Source organism: Dictyobacter aurantiacus, assembly GCF_003967515.1.
In the GTDB taxonomy this organism is placed as follows: Bacteria; Chloroflexota; Ktedonobacteria; order Ktedonobacterales; family Ktedonobacteraceae; genus Dictyobacter; species Dictyobacter aurantiacus.
In genome coordinates this window covers 401,587-420,539 of the sequence record NZ_BIFQ01000002.1, presented here as the reverse complement: position 1 = coordinate 420,539, position 18,953 = coordinate 401,587, and the positions used below count along the sequence as shown (strand labels likewise).

At 57.2% G+C, this 18,953-nt stretch carries 11 protein-coding genes and 1 pseudogene; 1 reads left to right on the top strand and 11 read right to left on the bottom strand.

All coding sequences use genetic code 11. The features are described 5' to 3' along the window. The first annotated feature begins 640 nt into the window (after window positions 1–640). Entirely contained in the window at window positions 641–946 is a 306-nt protein-coding gene (locus KTT_RS26560) for a hypothetical protein (protein WP_126600506.1), read from the top strand. On the opposite strand, the gene KTT_RS37795 is transcribed toward KTT_RS26560, so the two are convergent. From KTT_RS37795 to KTT_RS26505, 11 genes and pseudogenes are all read right to left on the bottom strand, one after another. Beyond that, window positions 943–1,801 (bottom strand): IS5 family transposase gene (locus KTT_RS37795; protein WP_371864851.1). Its coding sequence is split into 2 segments (ribosomal slippage): window positions 943–1,413 and window positions 1,415–1,801, totalling 858 coding nucleotides; the frame shifts between segments, so codons are not numbered across the junction. The two genes, KTT_RS26560 and KTT_RS37795, sit on opposite strands and share 4 nt — an antisense overlap. Window positions 1,802–2,236: 435 nt before the next feature. Beyond that, window positions 2,237–2,722: pseudogene (locus KTT_RS26550) on the bottom strand (transposase); the annotation flags it as partial. Next, entirely contained in the window at window positions 2,716–3,267 is a 552-nt protein-coding gene (locus tag KTT_RS26545) for a winged helix-turn-helix domain-containing protein (RefSeq protein WP_126600502.1), read from the bottom strand. The pseudogene KTT_RS26550 and the gene KTT_RS26545, both read right to left, overlap by 7 nt. A gap of 60 nt (window positions 3,268–3,327) precedes the next feature. Next, entirely contained in the window at window positions 3,328–3,744 is a 417-nt protein-coding gene (locus KTT_RS26540; RefSeq protein WP_235845883.1) for a GNAT family N-acetyltransferase, read from the bottom strand. 173 nt (window positions 3,745–3,917) lie between these two features. After that, on the bottom strand, window positions 3,918–4,469 hold the full coding sequence (locus KTT_RS26535; RefSeq protein ID WP_126600500.1) for a hypothetical protein: 552 nt from the start codon (window positions 4,467–4,469) through the stop codon (window positions 3,918–3,920). A 624-nt stretch (window positions 4,470–5,093) separates the two neighbouring features. Next, complete coding sequence (locus KTT_RS26530) at window positions 5,094–5,426, bottom strand: hypothetical protein (RefSeq protein WP_126600498.1); 333 nt, start codon at window positions 5,424–5,426, stop codon at window positions 5,094–5,096. Between the two features lie 134 nt (window positions 5,427–5,560). Then, window positions 5,561–5,995 (bottom strand): HNH endonuclease, encoded by a 435-nt coding sequence (locus tag KTT_RS26525; protein ID WP_126600496.1) that lies wholly within the window; start codon window positions 5,993–5,995, stop codon window positions 5,561–5,563. Window positions 5,996–6,082: 87 nt separating this feature from the next. Continuing rightward, the gene (locus KTT_RS26520; protein ID WP_126600494.1) at window positions 6,083–6,391 is read right to left on the bottom strand and encodes an Ada metal-binding domain-containing protein; all 309 of its coding nucleotides are present in this window, start codon (window positions 6,389–6,391) and stop codon (window positions 6,083–6,085) included. Between the two features lie 82 nt (window positions 6,392–6,473). After that, window positions 6,474–10,511: an Eco57I restriction-modification methylase domain-containing protein gene (locus tag KTT_RS26515; protein ID WP_126600492.1), complete on the bottom strand. Its 4,038-nt coding sequence runs from the start codon at window positions 10,509–10,511 to the stop codon at window positions 6,474–6,476. Window positions 10,512–10,549: 38 nt separating this feature from the next. Beyond that, window positions 10,550–13,384: a DUF8741 domain-containing protein gene (locus tag KTT_RS26510; protein WP_126600490.1), complete on the bottom strand. Its 2,835-nt coding sequence runs from the start codon at window positions 13,382–13,384 to the stop codon at window positions 10,550–10,552. Beyond that, a complete protein-coding gene (locus KTT_RS26505; protein WP_126600488.1) occupies window positions 13,381–18,591 on the bottom strand; it encodes a DEAD/DEAH box helicase in 5,211 nt (1,736 codons plus the stop codon). Before KTT_RS26505 ends, KTT_RS26510 begins: the two co-directional genes overlap by 4 nt. Between the last annotated feature and the right edge of the window lie 362 nt (window positions 18,592–18,953).

Below are 18,953 nucleotides of genomic sequence, written 5' to 3'. Positions count from 1 at the left end.
AAAAGCAGCAATCCGGCCTTGTGCATGCCGCTCTGTTGACGTACGACATGCTGGCTTCTGCATGGTCATATAACCGCAACCATCGTTTTTTAGGGACGAAATCGTACGTGAATGGGCGCGGCATGCACAAGGCCGGATTGCTGCTTTTCCTGTATTTTGCGTGTCAATCAGGCCGCAAAGCCGGGGCAAGCCCGGCACCTACGGCCGCCTACGGGGACATGATCGTGTGAGGGGACGCGCCCATCCTTCGTGGGAAGCTTCTCGTGTTTCCTGTTGCTTGCGCTAAAGTTGAACGTATTGCCCCTTGCGGGTGTTTTGCCTGATATAAAAGTGATATAAAGTAAACGGATCGTAACAAGCACAAATTAACAGAATAAGTGCAAAGTGTACCAGGTTTTGTGATTGCAGAGCAATGTTGTACTCTTCTATTGGATGTATATTTATATCTGCACAAGAAAGGCTATACATATGTTTTTGCAAGGAAGAAAAAGGCTTCATCCTATCTGGAAAGCTGGCTATTTATTTGGATTCTCCCTTAGGTGAGCCATAAATTGAGATATGATGTTTGTGGTTTCTACTGCATTTGTGGTGGGAACCACAAACATCACAGATACAGCGTTTCATTAGAGGAGCAGGTCTATTGAGTATCTTAGAAGAGATTGTCAGTGCCTTATCCGACACCGACCGAAATCGTAAAATGAGAAAACTAGGCGATCTAGAACTATTTATGGATTACGGGTTTGGTCATCGTCAAGACGTTTCAAATAAGGAGTTTGTTCAAGGCATCTCCTTGCTCGTCAAAGCTGCCTTAGAAGAAAAAGATGAAGACATCAGAGATGAAATCCTCCCAGTGATAAGCCAGGCACTTACCTTCCATTCTATTGGAGGAGCGATAGATTTTGATCCTCTTATAAGAGTGTGTCGTAAAGTGAGCCATGAGAGCTAGAAAGGAGCCAAACGCGTCAAAAAGAGACGGATCGAAGCAATCTGGATGAAGGCCTCACTGCTAGAAGGCAACCCTTCATAGTCGCGAGCCAAGCGACGGTATCGCGTCAACCACGCGAAGGTACGTTCAACGACCCAGCGTTTGCGTTGCACCTGAAAGCCTCCTTTTGGTTTGACGACTTTGACGGGAACGTCTTTTTCAAGCACCCAGGTGATATGCGAGGTGTTGTGCTCATGAGGCACAATTTCGGTGCTCCACCCCAGGTGTTCTTTGACCCAGTCCTTCAATGGTCCCGTGTAGCCATGGTCGGCAAACAGGTGACGGACTCGTGGAAGCCGGCCAGTCACCCGTTGCAGCAACAACGGTGCAGCTGTGCGATCAACCAGGCCAGCAGAATGAACGATGACGGCGATCAGAAAACCTTGGGTATCAACGAGCAGATGACGTTTGCGACCCCATATTTTTTTTTCCGCCATCGTAGCCACGCTCGATGCCTCGGACTGCACTGGTTTTGATGGATTGGCTGTCAATGATGACGGCACTGGGTTCCGGGTCACGGTCAATGGACGTTCGTACCTGCCGGCGTAAAGTCGTCATGGCTTGTTCCCAGACCCCATTGAGCTTCCATTGACGGAAATAATGGTACAGGGTTTTTCCGTTGGGCAAATCGTGGGGCACCAATCGCCAGGAACATCCGGTGCGCACGACGTAGAGAATCCCATTGACGATTTCGCGCCGGGGAATGACCTCGAACGTCGCCTTTGGCGACACTGCTGGGATCAAGGGGGCTAACAATTCCCATTGATCATCTGTCAGATCGGTTGCATAGCGTTTACGGTGCAATGAGCGAGACATCGGCTTCGATCCTTTCTTGCTGCGTGTTGAGCTCCTTTCTTTTATTCTATCGACGAACCAATCAGTTTAAGACACACTCTAACAAATGTTTCTTTTTTCACGGAAAATGAGCTTGAATATATTCTGTATTTTTTAGGTTACTCAGAAAATAAAAAATATATTTCTTTTCTTGAGCAGTATAAAGACTCATCAGATCATTCTATTAGGACATCCGCAAGGGAGTCTCTTCAAAACTTAGCGCAGCTGCCTTGATGACAGCAGTTCCCTCCGCCATTGTGAGTGATGGCTGTGCTGAAGTTGGAGCCGCATGGTGGTCTTCTCGCGCACCGCGGTGACCAAAGCAGTCTGCTCCAGCAGACGGACCGCATGGTCATCAGCTATGATGTGCTCAATCGCCCGCTCTGTAAGGGCACCACATCGGTCTCGGTCACGCCTTCATGTAGTAGTAACGCCTATGCGACGTCCTTCTATGATAGCTATGACAATAGCTGCAACCCTAACCAACTGATCAAGCGAAGCGAAGACGCGATTATGAAAGTATTTTTCGCGCAATTCGTCCCAGACGTGTTCCACCGGATTCAATTCAGGATTGTAAGCAGATTGAGGAATGAGGCGAATATTCTCCGGGATGATCAAATTTTTGGCGTGGTGCCAGCCCGCTTGATCGACTTGCATCACGATAAAGTACTTCGAGAAGGTCTGGCTGACCTGCTCCAGGAAGAGATTCATCATCGATGTAGAAACCTCCGGCAAAATCAACGAGACCATCTGGCCAAGGACCGGAGCCACAGCGACGTATGCATAGGTATACTCTCGCACCACCTGAGCGGGAACATGCGGACGTACTCCTGGAGGGGCCCAACAGCGCTTTGCACGGCTAATGCGGCCAAAGCAGCCTTCATCTTGTGCCATGATCAAAACGGGACGCTCATCTTTTGGGGAAGATGTGGCAACTGCCGCTTGAACTTGCTCGGCAAAGTTTTTTTAAAGCGATCCTGCGCTTCCTTGCTCGCTTGAGGATGTTTGGAGCGTGGCATCAATTTGCGCCAACCATGACGGTCGAGGAGCCGATAGACAGTACTATCATCTACTCCATGTCCGACCCGCTGTTCAAAAGCTCTCCAGATATCACCTACCGTCGCGATCGAACCTGCCTGAGCCTGCGTAAAGAACGGTGCGAGGAATTCCTTTTCTTCTTCCAGCGTGAGATACTGATGCCGACGACCTCCCTTACCTGCCGTTTCCACAGCGGCGACGCCCAGGCGGTTGTAGGTCGAGATCACCTGATGGACCGTGGCTTTGGAAACTCCGCAGTGCCGAGCAATTTCTTCCGCCTTGCGTGGCTCTACCAGCGCATTATAGATGATCAGCCAGCGTTGTCGACACCAGGGTCGTGGATCTGTTTTCAACCGGCTCTTCACTTCCTCAATCGACAGATGTGCTGCTGCACGCGTTTTTCTTGCCATCGTCTCCTTCCTTGACGGACTGCAAAGAGAGAAACAAGAGGAGGTTTCTCTCGCAAGGACTTATTTCCAAAATAAGATCATTCCCGGTCCATAGTCTGGAGTTGGGCGTTCCAGAAAGCCATACTTCAGGTAAAAACCAGCAGCTCCCTTGGCCGCCATGAGACCGACAAAACCACCTTGATGAGCGTTTACTCGTACATAGTGCATGATCTTCTCCATAATGCGTCGACCAAGTCCTTGCCCCTGATACCTGGGTAAAACAATGATATCTTGCACATAAAAACAAAGACCCCCATCTCCAATGACTCGACCACATCCAATCACGCTCTGCTGCTTGAGGACGCAGACCCAATACAAGCTGTTCTGCACACTTTTCTGGGTTGCATCTGCATCCGCCTCTCCCCAACCCACAGCAGTGCGCAATGCCTGATACTCCTCTACTGTGGGCATGCGTTCGATAAGATAATAATCGTCCACGAAACTGTTTTCTCCTGCTCAAACGTTATTACTTCCCACCATCCCACATACAGCTTTTTCTATTCTATCACAGAACGCGAATTGGTATCATGTATACGGTAGTACCACTGGTGTAGACAGAAATGGGCCAATTTCATAAAGTTGTCCAGGTCCACAGAAAAGTTGAGTGGGGTCTATTCCTTCTCCAGGAGAGATTGCCTGTATCCTGACTCCATACCGTCTCTGGCGGCTTGATTTTTTCGCTGGAAACTGGTGAGCGCTATGGCTGCTATCAGCAGGCAGGGGAAGAAAGCAAGCAACGCTAAGCCCGTCCACATAGTGGTGACAAGAGCAAGAGCTACTGCCCATCCGTTGCCCGGGTAAGGGATGATGAGAATCACGGCAGAGATCACAGCAGTCGCCGACAGCGCAAGCACTGTTGCCTTCAACACCACTACGAGTGCGTGAGTGACCGTCGCACGCTGGTTCATCTGGTTGCTCCAGCACCACATCATGCTGGCAGTCAGAGCACAGGGAGGAAAGAAGTATACAAAGAGATCAAAGAGCTTCAATCCTGACAGAATTGACAGCCATAAAGAAGCTGAGGGGGCCGAATGCCAGAAAGGATATGAATAGAAGAATTGCCAGAAAAAGCCTGAGACGCGCCAGGGCCCCCACAGATGAGGCAAGAAGAGCGCAACCACCAGGGTTATTGCTCCCATGATCCATTGCCAACGTTTCTGCATGTACTGTTGTTTCCTCATGAAGATAATCATCCTCTATTTCTCTCTTAAAAACAGTCCGAAGCCTGGCCGGGCAACACGCGGGGACCGATGTGGACCATCGCGGCGACGGCCCTGCTAGCAATATCGAGAATGAAGATCGTAGGTGCGCCCCTTGCGGGCAATACATTCAATTTTAGCGAAAAAAGGGAAGCATTTGTGAACCCGAAACGTCATAGGAACGCATGTGAGCGGTCCCCAATCACGATCATGTCCCCGTAGGCGGCATAGGATTGCGGCTTTCTCAAGACGTTGGTGTGCAGTTCAGGCAGCAATCCGGCCTTGTGCATGCCGCACCCGTTCACGTACGATATCGTTCCTAAAAAGCGAGAAAGCGGCCCTGCTCCGTGCAGAAGCCGACATATCGTACGTCAACAGAGCGGCATGCACAAGGCCGGATTGCTGCTTTTCCTGTATTCTGCGTGTCAATCAGGCCGCAATCCTATGCCGCCTACGGGGACATGATCGTGTGAGGGGACGCGTCCATCCTTCGCGCGAAGCATGCTGGCGGCCAATGGTCCTATACGTTGTAATGATCGTTTAAGGAAGCGCTGATGCCCATGTATAAATGGGAGTTTGCTTTGGAATTTATGCATCTGCTTGCCAATCATCGGGAGGCGGTGTGAAGTCATCGGCGATCGTAAAACGTGATGAGATGCCTCCATCGGGAATAAGGTCTACATCTATTTTAACACCTCTGTAGCTGGTCAGCCGGAGGACCTGGACGCTTATCCCTTTGCTTTGCAGCTCGTTTTGCCGCTCAATGGCTTTTTGCTTACCCTGGCCGGAGAGCGTGATGGTATAGCATTCATTGGGCTTGCCAATATTCCTGCGCAGAATTTTGAAATCCTGCTTGAGGACCAGGCCCGCTTCTTGCAAAGTGATGCGAGTGGTTTCAGATGTTCCTTTGATATATGGCATGCTTCATTCTTTCTTCGATAATGGATCCAGGTTCAGAGTCTTTGTGTAATGATGATGTGCCGGGTTCCACACCGTTTCTCTGTATTGCGCGGATCTGAAGATTATTGTCAGCCAGGGGCAAGTTCAAAATCTTCCTACTGTGTTTGTTTGAGGCTGCTCCGGTCGCGCCTCTGCAGATAGAGGGCGATGCGTTCCATGATCTCCTGGGGAATGGCCTCGACTTCCTGGGGGAGCAGGTTGCCTTTGGCGATCTGGCACTGCAGGCAGGCGGGGACGACGTTGCCGACCCAGGTGGCGCCACCCTTGCTCACGGGGACAAAATGGTCCAGGCTCTCAAAGGGACCCTTGCAGAAGGCGCAGCGCCATTTGTAGTGGCGCAGGGTTTCGGCCCACTCGCCGAGTTGCAGGCGGCAGGGGCGGTTCCTGATATAGGACGCCTCTTTATGGCGCTCGATGCGATAGCTTTCGGCATAGAGCCGGTCGCGACACTGCAGCTTGCAGGCGGTGTCGCTCTGTCCCCAGGTGATGACCTTGTTGCAGACCCAGCAGCGCTTCTCGATGTAGACCATGGTGCCCTTCTCCCTCACGCCATGAGCAACATGCAAGCAACGAGATCACGTTCGTCTCGTTGCCTGGGAGTGACCTGTGCCCGCGTATCAATACCCACACAGCGAGCGGTAGATCTCCAGTGCATGCTTCCTATCTCCTGGTGCCTGATTCTTAGCCTGCTTCCATAGGGGGTAGCGTTCTTTCATACACCTGGCACAGGGCTGATAGCCTGCCAGGATAGCTGTGAGCTCATCAGCAAAAAAGACGCGATTCTTGACATACTGTCCCCTGGCAATGTAATAATTGGCGCTCGGACAATCGAAGCCGCCGTATATTTTGCCTTGTTTATTCCCTCCAAACGTCCCCTTCTGCTCGCTCTGATATGGCTTCCCATCAGTGCCGATCAATGTATACATCTTCATATGTCTTTAGAAACTCTCATTTTTCAAGCGTGATTATATATAGCGATTGAGCAAGGACATATGCCAACATCCCCTGCTATGCCAGCTCCTCAATGGTCCCCTCTGCCGTGCGCGCAGGATGAGCCACAGATGGATCAGCCGGTCCCGGCACCAGCAGCGTCTCGTATGGCTCGCCGCTCTCCATTGCTCGTTGCATCCTGTCATAGATATCCAGAATCACACGCTTCGTTCTGTATTCACCATATTCTTTCTCTTCCTTTTGTTTCCATACCCGGAACGAATCCATAATGTAGCTTACATCCTCGCGTTGAATGCCATAGAGATGGAAGTAAGCAGCATCAATTTCACAGCGCAACAAAAAGCGTCGATCTTCGTCCCAGCGAAAGGGAGGACCATCGCAACCACAATCTCTAGCGAAGGTTTTGAGGTCCCAGGCTGTGTAGGTGAGTTCTAGTGCACGAGGAGATATCCACGCGCCTAGTGTGTCTGAGGTGTTCCATTGGCATGTTGCTGTATATTGCTCTGGTGGAAGAATTGGAAGCTGTTTTACTATAAAAAGGTTTAAATTATTCCCCCCCATTTTTTGCCTGGTAACATAATCTTCAACGAATGATGCAAGATTTGCTTGTATACACAAAAGTTCGATGCTTGAGATAGTTGAAGATAGTATAAATTGCAAAGAGTCACCAGCGGCAACACAAGGTATAATAGCCCCAACTAAGGTTCTAAACACTCCAGAATTTGTAATTTTACGGAAACATAACAACCCTTTTGAATTATAGAGATTAATGCTTCTTAGTTCGGTATAGGATACCCAATTATTCGGTAATGGGTATATGTTTGATAATTCAAGCTTATCAACACTCAACTCAGGAAGTTTACCGCGTGCTAAATCTTCTTTAGTAGCTCCTTCATACGTTCCAAATCGATGATTAAATATATTTATCATTTTAGCTTCGTACAATGGTAAATACTTTTCATCATCTTTAAAAAAAATGTTACCTTCTAATTGAAAGCCATCTTTTTCTAGCTTTTCACGTGTACAAAATAGATGAGAATCGCTTGTCATATTAAATATTCCCTGGCGAAAGGTAATATTCCAAGGATTCTCTTCAGATGTACTTTCTTTAATAAGAACTGGAATATGCTCATAGATGGTTTTTGTTATAAGCATATCCTTTTTTGAGCTGAAAATAGGGCAGGTAAGTGTGTTTGGGTTAAAAAGATAAACTTCATGTGAGGAAAGAGAGAAATGTCGATTTGTATCGTTCAAGTCATCAGTATGATAAACGCCAAATGCGAAATCTGCTTCGGCATTATAAGCGGTAGCCCCTCCCATTGTTAATAAAGCAAACTTCACTCTATGGTCGATACCTGGGAATAGCTTTGCTTCATTAACAAAAGCAAAGAAACTCACTAAAGACTTTGATTCCATAAGGTTTTTGAAGAAAAATTTATTAGTATCGTCCGTAGCGATACCCGGTGGTACAATACAGCCTACTCTGCCTCGTTTACTAAGGATCACACGCATGTTTTCTGCAAAAATAGCGTAAGTGTTTATGCGCCCGCGTCCACATAGTGGATAATACCCAGAATTGCGAATGAGATGACTCCATCCATCTTGTTGTCTTTTCGCATCTAGAAAAGCTGTATGGAGTGCTGGATCAGACTTTGCTAATGCTTCTATTTTACGCTTGCGTTCAGCTCCTGGGGCATTAGCTATCTCTGTGTTTCGGGTTGCGAACCATTCCTGTTCCTTCAGCTCAGCGTGTTCCCATGGTGGATTGCCCATCACTACATCGAAGCCTCCGGACCAGCCGGTGTGCTCATTTTCAGGGCTTTCATCCTGGCTGACGCGGAAGACGTTGGGGAAGGCCAGATGCCAGTGGAAGAACTGATATTGTTCGGCGAGGCGCTGGATCTCGTCGCGCATCCAACCGGCCAGATCGTAGGGGTTGTGCTCAATTTTGCGGAAGATTTCCTCGGTGATGGGATAGGCGAATGCTTTGGATTTTTTCCAGACAAACGCGGCACACCAGGCGTCGGCCCATAGTTTGCCGTAGAGATAGCCATCGGTGGTACGTAGCTTGTTATAGGCAGCTTCTTTCTGGTGCACAGCGGCGACGCTCGTATCCACCATATCTTCGAACTGACGCATACCAGTGTCTAAGTCGCCCAGTCGCTCCCAGGGCTGGAAAACTTTTGAGCTGAATCGCTTGACCATTTTCCGCTGTTCTTTGTTTTTCTTCTTATATTCGCTAGCGAACTTCTTATCGTCGCCTTCAATAGTCTCAAACGCTTCGTCGGGAATGCCGTTTTTAAGCAGGGCGGGGGTGGTGCCGAGCAGGCTGTTGCCGCACTGGATGTGGGCGTCGAGGAAGGAGAGCGGCTTGCCCGGCTCGATGGCCTCCATCCACAGGCTGACTTTGCAGAGTTCGACCGACATGGGGTTGATGTCGACGCCGTAGATGCATTTGCTGACCACGTCGCGCAGGGCCTTGCGGCGCGCTTCGGGTGCCGGTTCCTCTTCTTCGCTGCGGATGGCGGCCAGACGCTTGGCGATGCGATGAGCGGCGGCCACCAGGAAGTGTCCGCTGCCACAGGCGGGATCACAGACCTTGAGGTTGAGGATGGCCGCTACGGCCTCCTCTTTCGTGGCTTTGTTGGCGGCCTCGTCCAGCACCGGATCGAGGGCGGAGTCGAGCAGGCAGGTGATCAGGCTGGTCGGCGTGTAGTAGCTGCCGGTGGTCTTGCGCTCGTTGCCACTGGCGCTGGCCAGCTCAAACTTCGCGCTCTCGATGTGCAGGATGGGGTGCAGTTCGAGCAGGGATTCGTAGACGCTGCCCAGCTCTTCGGAGCCGAGATTCTTATAGTCTACCACGCGGCGCGTGCGGCCGCTGGAGGTATAGGCCAGCGAGCGGATGGCCGCCAGCAGGGCGTAGTTGGCCAGCTCGCAGTCGTTGAGGTCGCCGATGGCATCGCGTGAGAAGAGGAAGCCGTTCAGCGCGGGCAGGCCGAGGTCGGGACAGCCGTCGGGATTACCCAGCTTGTCCATCACCAGGCGCAGCCCGTGGAAGAGGTCGGTGTGGCGCGTGCCGATGTGCTGCTCGGCCAGGTAGCGCAGGCGCGTGGTCGAGTAGTAGCGCGTATAGAGCTCGCGCCTCGGCGTGGGGGCCTCGGGATGGAAGAGGATCTCGCGGTCCTCGGCTACGAAGAGCACGATCAGGCGGTAGACGAGGCGCAGGATCTGGCGATAGTAGTCCTGGGCTTCGAGCTGGCCGCTGCGCAGCTTGTCCAGCAGCTGGCGGTTGGCTCCATGCGCCAGGAAGCCGCTGCCCAGGTCGCGGATGGCGCTCTCGACGCCGACGCGCAGCTGCTCCAGGGCGCGCGTCCCCTGCTCCTGCGCCGTGCGCGACCACTTCTCCAGCCAGCACTCCTCGGGCCGCTCGGCCTCGACCCGCGACTCGTGGCAGAGCAGCCACAGCAGCACAAAATCGGAGTAGATCTCGCCATTCATCATCGATTCCAGGTCAAACTCCACGTAGGCCTGGCGCGTCAGGCTGACGTTGTCGCGCAGGATGCGCAGCTTCAAGCCATTGGAGACGATGCCCCACAGGTGCTCATCGGAACGATTGAGGAACTCCTGCAGCAGGCTATGGGGGCTGCTGCGCTGTGTGCCCGAACTGGTCCGGGTCATATGGTCGAGATCGACTTTGTAGCTGACCAGGTGAATCGGTGTATGCTGCCAGCTATGGGAGATGGCGTAGCTCTTGTCGTTGATCTCCACAGCTTTCGCCGTGAGCAGGCGACCGTAGCCTAGCTCATGGAAGAGATGATACAGCCAGCGTTCGCGTGTCACTGTCGTACCAGCATCGTTTGCTGATAATGTGGCGAGCTTGTTTTGAAATGTATGCCACGCATTCAGAACGTTGATCCATGAGCGGTTGATGGCCTCGTTGAGTTTGATCGCGTTCAGATGATAGGCTTCCGGTGTCAGGCCTCCGACCTGGGTATCATTCTGCGCGATGCGCTGCAGCAGGTCCATGGGCAGGTTTGCCCCTTCGGTATGCACGGTGGCGAAGACGGCGTGTTGGCGTGTGCGGGTGGCGACCATCCCTGGTGTTCCTCTCTTTATATACAGATCAGCTATGATCACAGTTTGGGTAGATAGACATAGATGCCCAGGATATCGGGGGCGAACTCAGACTTCACCTCGTAGCGTATCCCACGCATCTGCGCGGCGCTGCGCACGCGCCGGTGCGCCTCGCGCAGCTCATTGCCTCGCTGCGCGGCGGCCTCCTGCAGGTGCGGCTGCAGCGTCGGGATGGCGTCGATCACCTGGCGCAGCAGGTTGCGGGCCTGTTCCGGTAGCGTATTGGCTTCCGGCCGCGCCTCGACCAGCGCGTTGATCGTGGCTGGATCATCGATCCAGCTGGCGTTGTGTGGCGCGCCGCTAAAGGCCAGGATCTGGCAGTCCTCGGCCAGCAGGATGCGCTCCTCGCCGGCCTGCCGCGTCACGATGTGGAAGCGCATGCGCGTCAGCAGCAGCGTCGTGCGCTTCGCCACGCGGCTGGTGCGGATCACCCCGCAGCGGCGCGCCACGCCCTCCCCTTCGGGATCGAGGGCGGCATCCATCACATAGGTGGCCAGGCCCTCGATCACGGGATGCGTACGATTGAGGTAGACCTCGTCATCGCTCACCGGCAGCTCGAAGCGCGCCTTCAGGCTGGTGGTGTGGAGCGAGAGCGTATCGCGCAGCGCCCGTGGCGTCTCCCTGAGATCGAGCAGCGTGACCCCCTGGCTGTTCTGGCTGACGGCCGCGCCATATGCCTGCAGGGTATCGCGCGTAAAGGTCTCCACATCGACCGTCGAGCCGATCGCCGAGCGCATCGCCTCCAGCTCGCGCGCCACCTCGTCCACCTTGATCGTCTCCTGCGAGAACATGCTGCGCGAGCGCTTCTCGCGCTCCGAGGCATCGGTCCACTGCTGCGACAGCTCCTTCTCGCGCGGATCCTCCATCCCCGGCAGCGCCATCTGATCGCCCTCCAGCACGTTCTCGCGCCCGCGCAGGATGCGATCCTCAAAGATCGACTCGATCACCTGCTCGCTATTGGCCGGGACCGGCACGGAGATGCCGAGCGAGGTGCGGATCAATTGATGCTTGCGAATCAGCACGTTGAGCACGATGCGATCCAGCGAGTCGGTCGAGCCATCGTAGTAGGTCACCACGCGCACCTGTTTGGAGGGCTGCCCAAAGCGATCCACGCGGCCCTCGCGCTGCTCATGGCGCGTCGGGTTCCACGACAGATCGTAGTGGATGACCGCGTTAAAGTGCTCCTGCAGGTTGACGCCCTCGCTCAGGCAGTCCGTACATACCAGCACGCGCTGGGCATGCTGGGAGAGATCGGCGATGCGGTTCTCGCGCTCCACCGGCGGCAGCAGCCCGGTCACGGCCTCCACCTGTACGCCTTTGGGCAGGCGCTCGCGCAGCGCCTGGGCCACATACTCGGCGGTCGGGATAAAGCGGCAGAAGACGATCGGCTGAAAGCCATCCTTGAGCATGCCGCCGACCATCTTGATGGCCTGCTGCAGCTTCTCGTCCTTCGCCCCCTTGAGCGCCTCGGCCTCGCGGGCCATTTCCTGCAGGCGGCGGCGCACGCGCGTCTCACCACCCTGCTCCTGCTCAAAATCGCTGCCCGGCACCAGGTCCACGCCCTCCGTGGCCTCATTCTCCATCAGGTCCAGCAGGGTATGGCGGCCGATGCTGTTGGCCTCCTCTTCCGTCTCGGTGTCGGCGGTGGCGGCCCGGCTGCGCAGTGTGGCGGCGGCGGCGGCGGGACTGGAGGCGATGGAGCGCAGCAGCGCCAGCACCGACCACCAGCGCACGCGCTGGCGATGCTTGCTGCTGTCGTTGGGATCGATCACCGTCTCGCGCGCGAAGCGCATCACCCGCTCCACCAGGTGCCGGTACTCCGGCGTGAGCTTGTAGCTCTGCTCCTGTTCCATCCTGATAGGGAACGGCGTATCGGCGTGCAGGTAGGCGCGGATATCGGCGCGGCGCCGCTGCACGAAATAGGCCGCCAGCTGACGGCGCGCCTGCTCGTGCTCGCGTCCGCTCAGATCCTCCGGCAACTGCGCGAAGTCCTTGTTGAGCAGGACCAGCAGCGAGCGGAAGGCGCTCTCGTTGCCGCTGTGCGGCGTGGCCGTGACCAGGATCAGGTGGCGCTGCGGATCGGCGGCGACGCTGGCGACCAGCTGGTGGCGCTGGTGGCGTCCGCCGCGACCCTCGCCCGCCTCGGTACAGGTATGCGCCTCATCCACGATCACGAACTCGGGGCAGGTGCGCAGAAACTCATCGCGCCGCCGGTCGGATTTAATAAAATCGATGGAGACGATCACAAAGGGGTAGCGCTCAAACAGCGATTGGCCCAGGCGGCAGTCACGTTCCAGCTGCGAGACCGTACTGGAAAGCACCAGTTTGGCGTCGATGTGGAACTTCTCGCTCAGTTCGGCCTGCCACTGCTCCGCCAGGTGCGGCGGACAGAGCACCGCCAGCCGCGAGATCTCCCCACGGTCCAGCAGCTCGCGCGCGATCAGGCACGACTCCACGGTCTTGCCGATACCGACGTCATCGGCGATCAGCAGGCGCACCGGCTCCTGGCGCAGCGCCATCAGCAGCGGCACCAGCTGGTAGGGGCGTGGCTCGACCGCCAGGTGGGCGAAGGAGCGGAAGGGACCGGCGCTCGACCGGAAGCCCAGGCGTACCGCGTCGCGTAGCAGGCGGCAGGAGCGATAATCCCCCAGCAGATCGGGATCGGGCGGCAGGAACGAGGCTTCCTCGACCGTCTCCAGCTGCCGGGCGATGCCCGTGACCTCATCCTCGGTGCCGCCCAGTGGACGCAGCAGCAGCACCTCCTCACTCGATTCCGGCAGCACGATCCACTCGCGTCCGCGTGCCTTGACCAATGATCCAACCGCGAAGTTCATTCCGGCCTCCCAAAGATATGTGGATACTGGGCGAGCAGCGCCGCCCAATCTTGCTGATGCGCGAAGCGCAGGACGAAATAGCCCAGGTCCTCCAGGCACTCGGCCTGCTGCGCGTCGCGCGCCTGGCGCTCGGGATAGAGATGGTGCGGCCCATCGATATAGATCGCCACCCCCTCGCTATCGTAGAGGAAGTCCGGCCGCGTGCCGCAGGACTCCACCAGCTGCTGCGCGTGCGAGGGCAGGCGACAGTTGCGCTCATCCAGGAAGCGCAGCCATTCCCGCTCCAGCCCGGAACCGGCCTGGCGCGACAGCTGCTCCAGGTGCTCCGATCTGGCATTGCCCGTCGGCGAGATCGCCACCTGTCCCTGCGCCAGCTGGAAGAGGAAGGGCCGGATCGCAAAGCGATCGAGCAGCAGATGATCGCGCTGGTTATAGTAGGAGAGCAGGCAGTCATAGCAGGCGGCCTCGCAGTTCTCCTGGGCGCGCGGCGCGTGGTGCAGATCCTCGCCCGTATCGGGATCGAAGTGGCAGAGGCGCAGCGCCTCCCGCGCCACCTCGCGCATGGCGTTCGGCTCCTCCAGCAGGCGCTGCAGCACGCCCGCGCCGCCCTCGGCCGACTCATAGAAGAGGATCGAGCGCCGCACCTGCTCGTCTGGCAGCGGTTCGGCGGCCAGCTCATTATCTTCCAGCTGATAGCGGATCTGGATGGCGCTCTTGAGCGCCGACTGCAGCGAGGCCATTACTTTGAGGCTCTGCTGCAGCGCCGGCTCGAAGATCAGGCAGTTGCGGCTATCCTCCACATAGGGGATGACCCGTGCGGTGCGCGGCGACATCGGATCGTCCGGCTCATCGACGGCCTGCTCGTTCTTGGCCCAATAGCCGCGCTCCAGGTCCAGCACAAAGCCATGTTGCTGCTTGTTCTTGCGCCGCACCCAGCCCAGATTGATGCGCCACAGGCGGGCCGAATGGTTATAGGTCAGCTTCGCTACCGGCTCGCTTGCTTCACCAGTGCCGTTCTCGCCAGCCGGCGGCATAGCCAGGCCGACGCGCACCGAGGTCTGTCCCTCGTACTCGGAGAAGCGCACGGCGGTGCGGATCTCGTAGCCCAGGCGCACGCGCTCCTCTTCATCGGAGTTGATCTTCTCACGGCGCTGGGTGGCCACGTTCTGCAGCCGGAACAGGTTGCGCAGCGGGATGGGGAGCTGCGCGCCGCACTGCTCGCAGATATCCACGCCCACGCCATCCTGCAGGGGATGCAGGTAGCCGCAGTGCTCGCACTGCTTCACGCCGCTCGTCGTCAGCTTCTCGCTGTCCTCCAGTGACAGGATGACGCGGTTGATCAGGTAGCGCGATCCTTCGTGGTAGACGATGGCGCGCGGACCAAACTCGGAGATGGCCAGGAAGCGCGGGCGCGAGAGATACTCATCGCGGGCCTGCTGGCGCACGCGCCGACCGGGGATATAGGCCGACAGCGGCAGGCGCGGGAAGTTATAGCCCGGCAAGAAGCCCTCGGTGGCGAAGTAGCGATAGCTGTAGAAGTCCGACTGCTCCAGGCTCGCCACGTCGGTCAGCAGCGACAGCTGCGACTCGGCCTCGGCGCGCAGGCGTTTGGCCTGGTCCTTATCGGCCTGGCTGCGCGAGGCGTCCAGCATGATCGCGCTCTGCTGCCGGGCCTGGTCGAGCGCCGCCCGGTAGAGCAGGCGCCAGCGTTTGCAGGTGGCGTTAAACTGCCAGGCCACCTGGTCGAGCACGCGCTCCAGCCACTCATCCTCCGTGTACCAGCCCACGCCGCTCAGCTCCTGGCGCAGCATCAGCAGCACGTGCGCCGCCCGCTGCCGCGCCCGCTTCTTCGCTGCCGGGTCCTCGATACTATCCTGCACCCAGTCCAGCAGCTCCAGCGACGGATCCTCCCCCGAGACATCCAGCAGATCCTTGAGCGAGCGGCCCAGGCTCAGCCCCGTCTCGGTCAGCCAGATGGCGTGGATGTGGGCGCGCACCAGGTCCTCATTGGCCAGATCGAGGCGCGGCGGCGTCACCGCGCCCGCCACCATATTCTCGGGCCGCTTAAAGAAATACTGATCGTGTGGGCTGCCGGTCGAGCAATAGGTAAAGACCAGCGCGGGCTGGCCACTGCGGCCGGCGCGTCCACTGCGCTGCGCGTAGTTGGCGGGCGTCGGCGGGATGTTGCGCATATTGACCACGTTCAGCTCCGCGATATCGACGCCCAGCTCCATCGTCGGCGAGCAATAGAGGATGGGGATCTTGTTGGCGCGGAAATCCTCTTCGCGCTGGACGCGCAGATCGTAGGGCACCTGCGCCGTATGCTCATAGGCGCGCAGGCTCTCCAGGTTCTTCGCCGTCGCGCGATAGAACTCCACGAAGAACGGATTGGTCCCGTGGCCCGAGCTCGACTCACGGGGAATGCGGATCGGATCATAGAACGCCTGCGTCCCATCGCCGGCCAGCCAGATCATCGCCGAGGCCGGCAGTTGGTAGCCCGGCACCTCTTTATCGGAGCGTGGCTCCATTACGCGCTCGACCAGCCCGGCCACGCGCAATCCCTCCAGCAGGTGGCGGATAATCAGGTCCGTATCCTCCAGGCGCAGCTTCTCCTGAAACTCCTCGAAGGTCGAGCGGCGGCGTAGATACTGCCCAAAGCCGCCGCGCGCCGACAGATAGACGTTGCCACCGTAATCCCGGCTCTCGCTGGGACGCGGGAAGAGGATCGAGGCGTGGACCTTCGTTTCGTTCTCGTCCAGCGCCCAGGGTGAGATCAGGAACTGGTTGCTCTTCTGCTGCACGCGCTCCTGAAACTCCTGGTCCAGGTAGTCGACCTTGATCGCCAGTTCGCGGCGCATGTAATCGAGCAGGACCTTGCCCACTCTGGCGCGCGTCTGCGGCGAGGCCGTGCTCAGGGCGCCGTGGCACTGGCTCCATACCTCCTCATCCTCGCACACCTCCTCCAGCGAGCGATATTGGATCTTGAGCAGGCCGCACTGTTCGAGGTTGGGTGAGGTGATGCGCCAGCCGCGCTTGAGGTCGCGGTAGAGATGGTAGCCGAGCACCTGGCGCAAGGCCTGTTTGGTATCGTTGAGGGCCTGATATTTGACGGCCGGGTCGCTGGCATAGCGGTCCAGCGGCAGCGCCAGCGAGGCAAAGACCTGCTGGGTCAGCTCGTCGTGCTGCAGACCGTCGCTGCCGCGTTGCTGCACCGCGTGGTAGAGCGCCGAGCGCAGCACGCCCACCTCGATAAAATCGTTGAAGTGGCCCGCCTGCAGCGAGGCATCCTGCCGATTGTCGGTGAAGCTGAGCATCTTGGCCGGTATCGCTCCCCGTGGGTCCTCGCGCAGGCGCCGGATGGCCGACAGGCTCAGGATCGTCGTCGCCGTACTGCGTCCCTCCGAGCTGAGCGAGGCCAGCTTGGCGAAATCATCCGACTGGCGCGAGCCGTAGGTGACGCCGCAGTGCAGGCAGAAGCGGAACGGCGCCGGCACGAAATGGCAGGCCAGCTCATCCTCGGCGGGCGTCGTATCGCTGCTCTCCCGGAACGAACCATCGGGATGCACGCGCAGTGCCAGCGGCAGATCCTTTCTGCGACTGCTGCGCACGCGCACGCCAGATTTCGTTTCTTCGATCCAGCTGTCGGGGAGCCGCTCCAGCTGCGCTTCGCCCTCCTGCGGCCAGGGATGATCAGGGCTGTAGTAGAGGAAGCCGATCTGGCTCTCATCATCCACATGATCATTGAGGGCGCGTGGCACGAAGCGCTGATCGCGGATGCGCACGCAGTAGTATTCCTGTCCGCACTCGCGGCAGAAGACCAGCGGCAGCAGGACGTGCATCTGCTCGCGCGTCCCCGGCACAAATTGCTGCCGCTGCAGGGTCAGATAGCGCCGCGCCTCCAGCGAGGCATAGAGCGTATCCCCCTTGCTGATAAACTGATGCAGGCGGAAGGCAAAGGGAGGCCGTCCCGTTTCCGGATGCGGCTCGCACTCATAGCCGGCCAGCAGGGTCTGCTGGATGGCCGCGATACAGCGCTCCAGCGGTGCGCCGGTCAGCTGACTCAGCTCGGCGGCCGCGCCCCGTTCGCCTTCGATACTCTTGGGGACTGTGCGCACAAAGCGGCCGTCGCGCTCGGTAATGCCGAATGTGCTCTCGATCCAGATCGACAGCGGATCCTGGATAAAGCTCTGATAGTCCCTGGGTGGCTGATAGGCGCGATCCAGTACCCGCTCGCTCAGGCGGCGCTGAAACTGCTCGTCCCGCTCGGTCACGCGGGTCGTCGGGATCAGCGTTTCACCGATGATATGCTCGGGCCGCACCTCGGTCCCGAAGATCTGCGTGGCCATGCGCGCCACCTCGGCCTGCTGCTCCTCGTAGCGACCGGCCCCGGCCAGCGTCGCCGAGGTCCCGATGCACTGCAAATCGCCCGCCGCCAGGCGATCGCGCACGCGCCGCACCAGCAGCGCCACATCGGAGCCCTGCCGACCGCGATAGGTATGCAGCTCGTCCAGCACCAGAAATTGCAGGTTGGGCAGGGAGATCAGGGGACGTTCCACCGAGCGCGTCAGGATCAGTTCCAGCATCACATAGTTGGTCAGCAAGATATCGGGCGGCTGCGCGATGATCTGCTGGCGCTGCTCGTCCGACTCCTGCCCGGTATAGCGCGCGAACGTCACCGGGCTTCTGCGGCCCGCGTAGCCATACTCCAGGAACTTCTCCAGCTCCTTCAACTGACTGTTGGCCAGCGCGTTCATCGGATAGACCACGATGGCCTTGATCCCCTTGCCGCTGCCCTGGCGCAGCACATGATCGACGATGGGGATGATATAGGAGAGGCTTTTGCCCGATCCGGTGCCGGTGGTCAACACATAGCTGGCCCCCTGCCGCGCCACCCGGATGGCCTCCGCCTGGTGGCGGTGCAGGCGCAGCGGCGCTCCCAGATCGTTGCTCGCCGACTTGCCGCTACGGAAGATGCGCGCGCATTCGCGGTGCAAGATCCCCTGCGCCACCAGCTCATCAATCGGCTCCCCCGGCTCAAATAGCGGATTGAGTTGAATCAGCGGCTCCGGCCACAGCACCCCTTCGCGCAGCTTCCCCTCGACAAAGTCTCTGATTGTGGTATCGCGGATCTGGATAAAGCTCTGAATATACGAGGCATAATCGTGAATGAGCTGATCACGAAATTGAAAAATAGTGTTATCAGGCATGATCGGGCAGCTTTCTATGCACCAAGCACTAGAAATCAACTCAGGAGTGGAGAAATAAAACCAGTGAACTACTTATAATTAAGTATTTCAATGCATCGCCATTGTAGGGCCTTTAATACAGCTCTGTCAAGAGAAAACGGTAAAATTTTTTGAACTTCGGTGAATACCGAAGAACTCGCCAGACTATGAATTTCGTCCTCAGCCGAAAAACTGTGGTAACCTGAAAAAAGATCGCTCGCTGCCAGCATAGCTCTCTTTACTTCAGTTCCTTGCCAAACCAGTAAAGATCTCTGTATGCTCTACGCAGTTCTTGCGAGACTCCCTTCCTTTGTAATGAAAAGTTACCATCAGCTTTTTTGGGC